The organism is Micrococcus sp. 2A (assembly GCF_039519235.1).
GTDB lineage: Bacteria > Actinomycetota > Actinomycetes > Actinomycetales > Micrococcaceae > Micrococcus.
Genome location: NZ_CP154351.1, coordinates 69,258 through 81,221 on the forward strand (window position 1 = coordinate 69,258; position 11,964 = coordinate 81,221).

General features: G+C 74.5%; 10 protein-coding genes. 6 read left to right on the plus strand and 4 right to left on the minus strand.

The genetic code is table 11. The features are described 5' to 3' along the window. Positions 1 to 29: 29 nt before the first annotated feature. Positions 30 to 1,157 carry a diacylglycerol kinase family protein gene (locus AAG742_RS00315; RefSeq protein ID WP_298710757.1) on the minus strand — a complete coding sequence of 376 codons (1,128 nt, stop codon included), beginning with the start codon at positions 1,155 to 1,157 and terminating at the stop codon, positions 30 to 32. Between the two features lie 41 nt (positions 1,158 to 1,198). Between AAG742_RS00315 and serS the strand changes: the two genes are divergently transcribed. After that, complete coding sequence (gene serS, locus AAG742_RS00320) at positions 1,199 to 2,485, plus strand: serine--tRNA ligase (protein WP_248116632.1); 1,287 nt, start codon at positions 1,199 to 1,201, stop codon at positions 2,483 to 2,485. 157 nt (positions 2,486 to 2,642) lie between these two features. Further along, entirely contained in the window at positions 2,643 to 3,485 is an 843-nt protein-coding gene (locus AAG742_RS00325; RefSeq protein ID WP_298710755.1) for an HAD family hydrolase, read from the plus strand. Positions 3,486 to 3,605: 120 nt separating this feature from the next. Here the strand turns inward: AAG742_RS00325 and AAG742_RS00330 are convergent, their stop codons facing one another. The 3 genes from AAG742_RS00330 to AAG742_RS00340 all read right to left on the minus strand — a co-directional run bounded on the left by AAG742_RS00330 (position 3,606) and on the right by AAG742_RS00340 (position 7,136). Then, positions 3,606 to 4,238 carry a hypothetical protein gene (locus tag AAG742_RS00330; RefSeq protein WP_248118405.1) on the minus strand — a complete coding sequence of 211 codons (633 nt, stop codon included), beginning with the start codon at positions 4,236 to 4,238 and terminating at the stop codon, positions 3,606 to 3,608. Between the two features lie 98 nt (positions 4,239 to 4,336). Further along, positions 4,337 to 4,924 (minus strand): inorganic diphosphatase, encoded by a 588-nt coding sequence (locus AAG742_RS00335; RefSeq protein ID WP_298710753.1) that lies wholly within the window; start codon positions 4,922 to 4,924, stop codon positions 4,337 to 4,339. A 142-nt stretch (positions 4,925 to 5,066) separates the two neighbouring features. Continuing rightward, positions 5,067 to 7,136 carry a VWA domain-containing protein gene (locus tag AAG742_RS00340; protein ID WP_298710750.1) on the minus strand — a complete coding sequence of 690 codons (2,070 nt, stop codon included), beginning with the start codon at positions 7,134 to 7,136 and terminating at the stop codon, positions 5,067 to 5,069. A gap of 144 nt (positions 7,137 to 7,280) precedes the next feature. Between AAG742_RS00340 and AAG742_RS00345 the strand changes: the two genes are divergently transcribed. The 4 genes from AAG742_RS00345 to AAG742_RS00360 all read left to right on the plus strand — a co-directional run bounded on the left by AAG742_RS00345 (position 7,281) and on the right by AAG742_RS00360 (position 11,954). Next, positions 7,281 to 8,633 (plus strand): serine/threonine-protein kinase, encoded by a 1,353-nt coding sequence (locus AAG742_RS00345; RefSeq protein WP_298710747.1) that lies wholly within the window; start codon positions 7,281 to 7,283, stop codon positions 8,631 to 8,633. Between the two features lie 61 nt (positions 8,634 to 8,694). Beyond that, entirely contained in the window at positions 8,695 to 9,219 is a 525-nt protein-coding gene (locus AAG742_RS00350; protein WP_248118411.1) for a helix-turn-helix domain-containing protein, read from the plus strand. Continuing rightward, positions 9,216 to 10,685, plus strand: a complete 1,470-nt coding sequence (gene dacB, locus AAG742_RS00355) for a D-alanyl-D-alanine carboxypeptidase/D-alanyl-D-alanine-endopeptidase (RefSeq protein ID WP_298710744.1) — start codon at positions 9,216 to 9,218, stop codon at positions 10,683 to 10,685. The genes AAG742_RS00350 and dacB overlap by 4 nt, the downstream gene beginning before the upstream one ends. Positions 10,686 to 10,757: 72 nt before the next feature. After that, positions 10,758 to 11,954: a zinc-dependent metalloprotease gene (locus AAG742_RS00360; protein WP_298710879.1), complete on the plus strand. Its 1,197-nt coding sequence runs from the start codon at positions 10,758 to 10,760 to the stop codon at positions 11,952 to 11,954. The last annotated feature ends 10 nt before the right edge of the window (positions 11,955 to 11,964 follow it).

The window sequence follows — 11,964 nt, forward strand, 5'->3', positions numbered from 1 at the left end:
TCGACGCCGAGGCCGGCTCGTCCGCCGGCTCACTCCACCGAGGCGCGCTCCTCGTTCCCGATCATCACGGTGAGCGTGTCCGGCTGGACGCGGGCGTCGATGGCCACGACGTCGCCGGTCGCGTCGCCGTCGAGCTGGGAGGGCATCGGCTCGGCGAGGCGGATCGAGACCCGCGTGGCCTGCTCCGTCTCGAGCACGGGGATGGGTCGCTTCGAGCGGACCAGGGTCTTGGCGGCGATCCGTGCCCAGTCGAGGGCGTGCTTCGGGGAGAGGACCACCACGTCCAGCAGGCCGTCGTCGAGCTTGGCCTCCGGCAGCAGCTCCAGGCCGCCCGTGAGCATGCCGCAGTTGGCCACCATCACGCTGCGCACCTTGAAGCGCTTGGTCGTGCCGCCGTCGAGGGTGACGGTGACCTCGTGGCGCGCGCCGCCCAGGTGGCGAAGCCCCGCCTCGCTGTAGGCGAGCCACCCCGCCCTGCTCTTCAGGTCGTCGCGGGTGTCGCCCATGATGTCCGCGTCGTAGCCGGCGCCGGCGATCACCGTGAACGTGTTCCGGCGCTGACCGCCGTCCGCGTCCGTGAGGCGGATGTCCACCGTGTCGATCACGCGGCGGCGCCCGTGGAGGGCGATGCGGATGCACTCCTCGAGGTCGTTGATCGGCAGGTCGAGGTTGCGGGCCAGCAGGTTGCCCGTGCCCATCGGGACCACGCCCAGCGGGATGCCGGAGCCGGTGAGCTCCTCCGCCACGAGCCGCACCGTGCCGTCGCCGCCGGCCACGATCACGAGCCCGACGCCCGCCTCGATCGCGTCCCGGGCCATCTGGGTGCCGGCGTCGTCCTCCGCCGTCTCCAGCACGAGCGCCTCGCCGAACCCGTAGTGCCGCACGGCGTCCATCACCTTGCCGCGGACCTGCTCCGCGTCGTTCTTCACGGGGTTGAGGATCAGCGCCACCTCGTGGGAGGGCGCCGCGGCCTCCTCGGTGGCGACGACGCGCTCCCGCAGCTCCTCGACGCGGGCGGCCAGGGACTGGCGGTCCGCGCGCAGGGCGGCGATCTCGCGGTCGCGGCGCCGGCCGGAGACCACGTGGCCGATCACGACGACGGCCAGGGCCACCACCGCGACGAGGGCGAGGACGGCCAGGATCAGTTCGGGGGTCATGCGGCCAGTCTAGAGGGGCGCGGGTTCGCTAGTCTGGGCGGGTGATCGACGTCAAGGACCTCATCGAGCAGCCCGAGAAGTACCGCGCCTCCCAGGAGGCCCGTGGGGCGGACGCGTCCCTCGTGGACCGCCTCCTCGAGGCGGACGCCGCGCGGCGCTCCGCGATCACCCGCTTCGAGGAGCTGCGCGCCCGGCAGAAGGCGTTCGGCAAGCAGGTGGCGCAGGCCCAGGGCGAGGAGAAGCAGGCCCTGCTCGCCGAGGTGAAGGACCTCGCCGCGCAGGTGAAGGCGGCGGAGGTGGCCTCCGGTGAGGCTGAGGCGCAGGTGGCCGACCTGCAGCGGGGCTTCCCCAACCTCATCGTGGAGGGCATCCCGGCCGGCGGCGAGGACGACTTCGAGGTGCTCAAGGAGGTCGGCACGCCGCGCGACTTCGCGGCGGACGGCTTCGAGCCCCGGGACCACCTCGAGCTCGGCGAGCTGCTCGGCGCGATCGACATGGAGCGCGGTGCGAAGGTCTCCGGTGCCCGCTTCAGCTTCCTCAAGGGCGTGGGCGCCCGCCTCGAGCTGGGCATCATGCGGATGGGCCTGGACCTGGCGATCGAGAACGGGTTCGTGCCCGTCATCCCGCCCACGCTCGTGCGCCCCGAGACCATGCAGGGCACCGGCTTCGACGTGCAGCACGACGACGAGATCTACCGCCTCGAGCGGGACGACCTCTACCTCGTGGGCACCTCCGAGGTCGCCCTGGCCGGCTACCACGCGGACGAGATCATGGATCTCTCCGAGGGGCCCGTGCGCTACGCCGGCTGGTCCACGTGCTACCGCCGCGAGGCCGGCTCGGCCGGCAAGGACACCCGCGGCATCATCCGCGTGCACCAGTTCAACAAGCTCGAGATGTTCGTCTACACCACGCAGGAGGAGGCCGAGGCGGAGCACGCCCGCCTGCTCGCGTGGGAGGAGCAGATGCTCGCGGCCGTCGAGGTCCCCTACCGCGTGATCGACACCGCCGCCGGCGACCTCGGCCTCTCCGCCGCCCGCAAGTTCGACTGCGAGGCGTGGGTCCCCACGCAGGGCACCTACCGAGAGCTGACCTCCACCTCGAACTGCACCACGTTCCAGGCGCGCCGCCTCAACATCCGCGAGCGGATGAAGAATGACGACGGCGCCAAGGGCGGCACCCGCGTGGTCGCCACGCTCAACGGCACGCTGGCCACCACGCGGTGGATCGTCGCGATCCTGGAGAACCACCAGAACGCGGACGGCTCCGTGACCGTGCCGGAGGCGCTGCGCCCCTACGTGGGCGGGCTGGAGCGGTTCGAGGTCCTCTGACCCCGTGCCCCCCCCCCGGCGGAACGAGGTGTCACGAAGTGTGGGTATGGCGGCCGCATACCCACACTTCGTGACACCTCGTTCGGGGGTGAGGGGGCGTCCCGGCTGTTCACCCGCGCGTCGCTGTCCCGTCCGGGCCGTGTGGTTGGGTGGGGCCATGACCAAGAAGCTCGTATGCCTGGATGTGGACGGAACGATCGTGGACCACGACGGGCACCTGCATGAGCCCGTGCGTGAGGCCGTCAAGGCCGTCGTCGCGGCGGGCCACCACGTCGTGATCGCCACGGGGCGCTCCCGCGGGGCCACGCTGCCGGTGGGGGAGTCCCTCGGGATCGACGCCGGCTACATGGTCTGCTCGAACGGCGGCATCACCCTGCGCCTGGACCGCGGCCTGGAGGACGGCTACGAGGTGACGGACTGCCGCACGTTCGAGCCGCGCTCCGTGCTCACGCAGCTGCGCCGCCGCCTGCCCAGCGCGAAGTACGCCGTGGAGGTCCCGGACGGCCGGTTCCTCTCCACCGAGCGCTTCCAGGACGCCTCCTTCGGCGTGGACGCCACGGGCACCACGTTCGACGCGCTCATGGACGCCACCGCCGTGCGCCTCGTGGTGTTCTCGACGGACTCCTCGGCTCAGGAGTTCGGGCGCGCGGTGGAGGGCATCGGCCTCTCCGGCGTGACGTACTCCGTGGGCTGGACGGCGTGGCTGGACGTCGCCGCGGCGGGCGTCACGAAGGCCTCGGCGCTGGAGGGGCTGCGCACCGTGCTCCACGTGGGCATCGAGGACACCGTGGCGGTCGGGGACGGCCGCAACGACCTCGAGATGCTGCGCTGGGCCGGCCGCGGCGTGGCCATGGGCCAGGCCGTGCGCGAGGTCAAGGAGGCCGCGGACGAGGTGACCGGCGGGGTGGACGACCACGGCCTCGCGGACGTGCTGTGGTCGCTCGTCCCGGAGGCCGACCGCCCCGCGGGCGTGCGCGTGCAGGAGCCGGCGGCCGTCTGACGGCCCACCGGCGCTGACCCTGATGCTCCCGCCGCTACCCGGCTGGCGCGGCGGCTGGAACGCAGGGGTCAGCCGTCAGCGGGGAGTCGGGCGCCGGTGGGCTGCAGGGGGAGGGCTGTCTCAGGCGGCATCGACGAGGCCCAGCAGCCGCGCGGCAGCCGGCCGGCAGGCGTGCTCCTCGTTCCAGAACGCGCGCTGCGTCGCCTGGGACACCGCCTGCACCGTGATCCCCAGTGCTTCGGCGGCGGGCCTCTGCTGGCCGCGCACGCCGGGGACGAGCAGGTCCAGCACGGCCCACTCCGCCTCGGTGCGTGTCCACACGAGCTGGCCCACCAGTTTGAGCACCGCCTCGGCCTCCGCCGCGGCCGTCTCGTCCCGGCCCCGCACGGCCAGCGGGATGCGCGCGGTGGAGAGGGCGGCCGCCTCCACGGCGCGGCGCGCGGCGGAGAGCGCCGGCCCGCCGGCGTCGTGGACGTCCCCGGACTCCGGCAGGCCCGGCGTCCCGTCCGCGTGCATCACGCCCCCGACGCCGACCCCCACGTTCCAGCGCCGCTCCCGCAGCGCGCGCAGCGCCACGTCCACGGCGAGGGCAGGGTCCTCGACCGCGCCGATCAGCTCGTCGCCCACGGAACGCTGGAAGGGCAGCGCCGCCGCCGCCTCGAGCCCGGGCACTGCGTCCAGGCTGCGCAGGAAGGCGTCCACGCGATCGCCGGCGTCGGGGGTGTCCCGCTGGTTGAGGGTGAGCACGAGCATGCGCTCGATTGTGCCAGCGCAGACGGCGGCCGCCCACCCGGATGGGTGAGCGGCCGCCGTCGTGCGTGGCGCGGGACGCGCCGGGGGTGGTCCGGGGGTCAGCGGCCCTGCGGCACGTCGGTCTCGGAGCCCTCCTCGGTGGCCGGCTCGGCCTCCTCGGTGTCCACGTCGCGGCCCTGCGGCTCGTCGGACGGGGAGTGCTCACCGGCGGCGGCGAAGCGCTCGATGGAGGCTTCGAGCTCCTTCTCGGCGTCCGCGCGGCCCTGCCAGCCCTCGGCCTTGACCCACTTGCCCGGCTCGAGGTCCTTGTAGCGGGTGAAGAAGTGCTCGATCTCCTGCTTGAGGGACTCCTCGACGTCCTCGAGCTCCACGATGTGGTCGAACCGCTTGTCTGCGGGGACGCACAGCAGCTTGGCGTCTCCACCGCCGTCGTCGGTCATGTTGAACACGCCCACCGGCCGGGCCTCCACGATGCAGCCGGGCACCAGGTCGAAGCCCGGCAGGAACACGAGGGCGTCCAGCGGGTCGCCGTCCTCGCCGAGGGTGTTCTCGAAGTAGCCGTAGTGCGTGGGGTACTGCATCGAGGTGAACAGCACGCGATCCAGGCGCAGGCGGCCGGTCTCGTGGTCGAACTCGTACTTCACGCGGGAGCCCGCGGGGATCTCGATGGTGACGTCGTGCGCCATGGCTTCTCCTTCAGACAGGGGCGATTCCCGGACGGCGGGCGCGCCGCCCGGCAGTGCTGGGGTCAGCCTACCGGGGGCGTCCGTCGCACCCAGGACGGGGCGGGTGCGCGAGCCGACGACCTCGGCCCGCGCACCCGGCCCCTCAGTGGCGGCGCCCGAGGGTCAGGGCCGCCACACCCCCGCCCAAGGCCAGCAGGCCGATCCCGCCGAGGACCAGTGCCCAGGTCGGTGCGCCGCCCGCGGCATCGGTATCCGCGGCGGCTTCGGCGGTCGCCGTGTCACCGGCGGCCCTCCCGGCGCCTTCCTCCGCCGCCTCCCCGGCCGCGGACCCGGACGCGTCGGCAGCGGGTGCCTCCGCGGAGGGCTGGGCCGTCTCCGGCGCAGGCCCCGAGCCCGGCTGGCCGAACCTCTCCACGAACTGCGCCGCCGTCGTGATGTGCTCCGGGCCGGGACCGTCCGACGCGCCGGACGTGGCGACCGTCAGCTCGAAGGGGAGCGGGGTCGCCGGGACGTCCGCCTTGTAGGCGCGTGAGACCACCACGTACTGCCGGCCCGCGACGGAGATGGTGTCACCCTCGAGGACGTTGACATAGTCGAGCCGCCGGTTCGGATGGATGGGGACCTTCGTGTGGTTGAACACGGTCTGTCCCGCGCGGGGGTGGACGGTGCCGAGGGCGAAGCCGCTGTGATACCGCTCCTGGCCGCTGCTCAGGATCATCGGCTCGCGCAGGGGGTTGTAGAGGTGCGCCATCACGGTGACGACGTTCTCGTCGCTCTGCGGGAAGTCGAGCCGGGTGAGCACATCCTGGTTCACGCCCGCCTCGATCGTGTAGTACCGCTCCTCGCCCGGCACCAGGGAGTCAGAGATGGTCTGGCCGTCCGTGAGAGTGACGGCGTCATTGAAGGAGCCGCCGCCGGTCACCGGCGTGGCCTTCGTCGGGGCGGGCGCGCGCAGGTCCTTCGACTCCGGGGCGGGGGATCCCTCGGGGTCGCGCTGTGGCTCATAGGCCAGCAGCAGCTCGAGGTCGGTCGGTGCGTCGGTGGGCAGGTCGGTCTCCTGGTAGACGGCGACCACGAGGTCGCCCTCGGCGGAGAGGCACTTCGCCCGGAGGCTCTCATCCTCGAATGCGCGCTGCACCCAGAGCCGGTCGGAGAACGTGGCGGACGGCACACCGCGGGCGTCCGCCATGTCGCCCGTTCCGTCCTTCCGGTACGGATAGCAGTTGTTGTTGCCGGGTGCCGCCACCGGCTCGATGGCCACCAGGCTGGACCCCTCGGACGCGGCTTGCTCCACACCCGTGGCCAGGGTCGCGGTCAGCACCGGCAGGTACCCCTGACGCAGCGGTATCCGGTAGAACTTCACGTCCCCACGATCGAAGCGGCTGCCGTTGAGTGCGGGAAGGTCCTCGTTTCGGCCGTGGGAGGTCAGCGTGTCTCGGTACTGCCCCGGGAGCAGCAGTGTCGCCTCCTCGTAGCGGGCGCCGCCGGTCACGGGGGTGCCGGAGGCCTGGTAGCCCTGCAGGGCGCGGGTGGTCTGGGTGGTGAGGGTCTCGGTGAGCTGGGCGGCGTCCTCGGCGGGCGTGTACGTGCCGCCGGTGGCGTTCGCGATGCACTCCAGCGTCTCCTGGGCCTTGGCGTTGCCGCTCAGGCGGAAGCCGATGGTGTGCACGGTCAGGTCGATGCCCTGGTCGGCCAGGTCCTGGGCGACCTCGCACGCGGGGGGCTCGTCGCAGGCGGGCTCGCCGTCGGAGACGAGGATGATGGACTTCTCGCCCTCGATCCCGCGCAGCTCGTCGGCGGCGCGGCTCAGGGACTGGCCGATGGGGGTGCCGCCCTGGGCGTTGAGGGCGTCGACCTTGGCCAGCAGGGCGTCCTTGTCGATCGTGTCGACCTTCTGGAGGGTCTCGATCGTGGTGCAGGTCTGTCGGTCGGCGTGGCCGAAGGCGATCATGCCCAGTCGGGCGTCGTCCGGGGTGTTCTGGATCAGGCTCTTCGTTGCGTCTTTGGCGGCCTGGATGCGGGTGGTGCCGGCCTCGTCGGCGTCGGCTTCGAGCATGGACTCGGAGTAGTCCATGACGACGACGACGGGCTGCTGGGCGGTGCCGTCACCGGTGGCCGGGGCCGTGGGCTGGGCGCCTGCGGTGGGGGCGAGGGCCAGGGTGATCAGGCCGGAGGTGATCGCGGCGGCGAGAGGAGTGGTGCGGTGTCCCATGGGTGGCTCCTGAGGTGAGGAGAGTCGACCGACTGTTTGCATGAGCAAACCTAAGCCCCCTCGGTCACGAACGCAAACACTTTTTTCGGGAGCCCCTCCGCCGGCGGGCGCGAGGACGCCACCGGTCTCGGCGATGATGGGTCCATGGGACAGGTGATCGCCGGGCGCTTCGATCTGCTCGAGCCCCTCGCGGGCGGCGGGCAGGGCACCGTGTGGGTCGCCCGCGACCTGCGCCGGCAGCAGAGGTGCGCCGCCAAGGTGCTGCGCCAGTCCGACTCCGCGGCGCTGCTGCGGTTCGTCCGGGAGCAGGGTGTGCAGGTGGACCACCCGCACCTGGCCTCTCCGTACGGCTGGGCGGCGGAGGACCACGAGGTGGCCATCGCCATGCCGCTCGTGGCCGGCGGATCCCTCGAGGACGCCCTCGCCGACCACGGGGCGCTGTCCGAGCCGCTCGTGGCGCACCTGCTCCTCCAGATCCTCGACGGCCTCTCCGCGCTGCACGCGGACGGCTGGGTCCACCGGGACGTGAAGCCGGCCAACGTGCTGCTCGAGCCCACCGGCACGGGCGCACCCCACGCCCGTCTCGGGGACATGGGACTGGCCATGCGCGTCTCGGACGCCCGCCTGACGCAGCTGGGCCTGCTCCACGGCACGCCGGGCTTCGTGGCGCCCGAGGCCGCCGCCGGAGCCCACCCGGCCCCGGCGCAGGACCTCTTCGCCGCCGGCCGGACGGCCCTGCGGCTCCTGGCCCCCGCCGCAGTCCCCGACGAGACGACAGCCCCCACCGACGTCCTCGCGGGGATCGCCTCCCCGGCCCTGCGGGACCTGCTCGGCGAGGGCGGACTCGGGTCGGAGGACCCGGAGGTGCGGGTGCGGGCCGCGGCCGGGGCCCCGGCGGTCCTGGCGCCCCTCGTCGCCGCGGGCCGCGAGGCCGACGGCGGGTTCCTCACCGCGGAGGGGGAGCCCTTCGAGGTCTTCGACCAGGTCCAGGACCTGATGGCCGGGCCGGGCAGGGAGACCGCCCAGCCGACGTCGGCCACGGCGATGGCGGCCGCGCCCCAGCCGACGCGGCACCCCGCCGCGGACCCCGCCATGGATCCCGACGTGCACCCGGAGCTGGGCGCGCGCCGCTGGGCGTGGGCGCTGATCGTCCTGGGGCTCCTGGCCGTGGCGACCGCGCTGGCCCTGCTCCTGGGAGGCGGGAGCGAGGAGGCGGCCGGCGGGCCCGCTGAGTCCAGCGCCGCGTCGTCGTCCGTGACGGCGCCCACGGACGCCGCCGTCTCCGCGCCCCCGCCGACGGCGGAGTCCTCCGCCGAGGGGCCGGCCGGGCCCGCGACCCCGTCCTCCACGGGCTCCCCCCGGATCATCAGCTCCGTGCGCCTCAGGGACGGCTGCCTCGCGGCGGAGCGCGGCACGGAGGTGCGCGGCGTGGACGGTCGCCACCTGATGTGCACGTGGGGCGACGGCGGGTACGCGTGGACCGAGGTCGCCAGCTGAGACGGCGCCGTCACCGGCACGTCTTTGCACCTGCAACCGCGGGTCCGTCATCATGGTCGGCATGGCCCTCACCGATCACGACCTCCAGGACAACCTCGACCAGCAGCGCGCGCTGTACGGGCAGCCGCTGGGCGAGCGGTTCGGCGTCCTGCGTGAGGCGTACGGGGTCAGCCAGCGGGCCCTGGCCGGGGTCCTCGGCCTGTCCGCGCCGATGCTCTCCCAGCTCGGCTCCGGGCAGCGGATCAAGATCGGCAACCCCGCCGTCTACGCGCGCCTCGTCATGCTCGAGGAGCGCATGGGAGAGGGCGACCGCGCCGCCGTGCTGGAGGAGGTCCGCGCGTCGGACCCCGTGCTGACCACGCGCGTGCGTGCGGTCACCGGTGACGGTGCGGCGGCGACGTCGGACGCGCGCCTCGATGACGCCGGACCCGACGCCTTCGCCGCGGCCCATCACCACCGGGCGAGCGCGGCGCAGTGGGACGCGGTGCTCGAGGCCGCGCGCCGCAGCGGCGCGGACGAGCTCGTCGCCCTCTTCTCCGCGGCCCGGTCCGTCGCCGCGGGCGACGCCACCCCGGTGGCGTCGTGACCGACCGCCGCTCCGATCGCACGATCGTCGTCCTCTGCGTGCTGCTGGCGCTGGCCGTGGCCACCCTGCTCGGCATGCTGGCCCGGGACTTCCTGCTCACGCGACTGGCCTCGGGGCCCGCCCCCTCGGCGGTCTGGTCCGCCCCCGCCCCGTCCCCCTCCCCGACGACGACGCCGTCCCCCTCCCCGACGCCGCGGGCCTCGACCTCGGCCCCGGGGGAGGTGCCCTCGGCCGCCGCGGTGGCGGACGCGGTCGAGCCGGGGCTGGCGGCGGCCCCGGGGGTGGCGTCCGCGGAGTTCCGTGACCTCGCCACGGGGCGGGTGCTGTTCTCCCGGCGCGCGGACGAGCCGGTCGCGCCGGCGTCGGCCATGAAGCTCCTGACGGCCGCGGCCGCCGTGGACGCGCTCGGCCCGGACGCCGCTCTCACCACCCGCGTGGTCGCCCGTCCGGCGGCGGACGGTGGAGCCACGGAACTGGTGCTCGTCGGCGGCGGCGACGTCCTGCTCGGCACGGGGGCCTCGGACCCTTCGAGCGTGGCGGGCCGCGCCGGCCTGCGCACCCTCGCGGAGCGGACCCTGGCCGGGCTGGACGAGCGCGGCGTCACCGGCCGGGTGGTGGTGAGCACGGACCTGCGCCTGTTCGAGGACGAGGCCCCGCTCAACCCGGCGTGGTCCACGGGGATGGTGGAGAGCGGCAACATCGCCCCTGTCCAGCCGCTGGCCACCTACGGCGGGCGGGCCACGCCGGGGACCGGACAGGACCGGCTGGCGGACCCGGCCGCGTCCGCCGCCCGCACCTTCCAGGCCGAGCTCGCCGCCCTCGCGGAGGACGCGGCGGAGGCGGGCGAGGGCGGCGTCGAGGTGGCCGTGCGGGAGGAGGTCCCCGCGACGCAGGCGCCCCGCGAGGAGGTGCGCGCGGCCGCGTCCGTGGCGGAGGTGACGTCCGCTCCCGTCCGCGCGCAGGTCGAGCACATGCTCATGCACTCGGAGAACCAGGTGGCCGAGGCCCTCGCGCACACCGCGGCCGCGGCGGCCGGGCTCCCCGCCACCCATGACGGCGCCGCCGCGCTCCTCGAGCGTCGGGTCGCGGCGCTGGGCGTGGACACGGCGGGCATGGACGTCGTGGACGCCTCCGGCCTCGCCGCCGCCAACCGGGTGAGCCCGGAGCAGCTCGTGGAGGTGGTGACGGGGCTCTCGGCGGGGCCGGCCCAGGACGGGGTGCTGGACGCGCTGCCGCGCCCCGGCGAGGACTCCACGCTGGGCGAGCGCTTCCCGTCCCCGCCCGCGCGCGGCGCCGTGGCCGCCAAGACCGGCACCCTCGACCAGACGGTCTCCCTCACCGGCACCGTCACCACGACGTCGGGGCGGGTGCTCGCGTTCAGCGTGGTGTGCTCCGAGGTCGACTGGCAGATCGAGCCGGCGCGGGCGGCGATCGACGAGGCGGTGGCCGCGGTCGCCGCCCTGTGAGCGGGCACCGGACCCGGTCCCGTGCCCGGCGCCTGTGATGGGATGGGCCGCATGAGCGCAGACCAGCCCCGCATGGCCGGCGGCCCCACCGCCGGCCCGGCCGCACCCGCCGTGCACCCCGTGGACTGGGCGTTCGCCGCCCGCACGGCCGAGGCCCTCACCGTGGCCGGGCCGCGCATCTCCGCGCGGGAGGCGCGCGGGGAGGCCGAGGGCCTCCGTGTGGCCGCGGCGGCTTCCGTGCCGCACGTCCACCGGCTGACCGGACTCGAGGCGGCCCGGGACCTGCTCGACTCCCAGGTGCTCGTGGTGGACCGCCCCACGTGGTCCCGCGCGAACACGCAGTCCTTCGCGGCGCTTCTGGGCCCCACGTTCGCACACCTGCAGGCCACGCGCCCGGCTGAGTACGAGGCAGCCACCACGCCCGTCGCGACGCGCGCCACCGCCCTGGAGATGGGCGGCATCCTCGCGTGGCTCTCCGCCAAGGTGCTCGGCCAGTACGACCCGTTCAGCGCCCTCCCGGGGCCCGACGGCGTCCCCGCCGGCCCCGCGGGCGGCCGCCTGATGCTCGTGGCGCCGAACGTGGTGCAGGTGCGCCGCGAGATCCACGTGGACCCCGCCGACTTCCGGCTCTGGGTGTGCCTGCACGAGCAGACCCACCGGGTCCAGTTCGCCGCCGCCCCGTGGCTGCGCGGGCACCTGCGGTCGGAGATCACCGGGCTCACCGGCGGGCTGTTCGACAAGGCCGAGTCCCTGCCCGAGCGGCTGCGCTCCGCCCTGGCCGCCGCGAACCCCCTGGCGGGGTCCGTGCGGGGTCGGGGCGGCGGCGTCGCGAGCCACGCCGGCGGGGAGGCGGGCCCGGCTGTGACGTCGGGCCGGCCGAGCCTGGGCCTGCTCGGCGCGTTCCAGGACGAGGAGGACCGGGAGCGCCTGTCCCGCGTGACCGCCGTGATGTCCCTGCTCGAGGGCCACGCGAACGTCGTCATGGACGCCGTGGACTCCTCCGTCGTGTCCTCCGTCAAGACCATCCGCCGCCGCTTCGACGAGCGCGGGGACCGCCGCTCCGCGGTGGACCGGGCGATCCGCCGGATCCTGGGGATGGACGCCAAGATGGCCCAGTACCGGGACGGCCAGCGGTTCGTGGACGCCGTGGTCGGGGAGATCGGCATGGACGGGTTCAACGTGGTGTGGGACGCCCCGGAGCTGCTGCCGAGCGAGGCGGAGATCCACGCGCCCGAGACGTGGGTGGCGCGGATCCGCGCCGAGGCCTGACGGGTCCGCT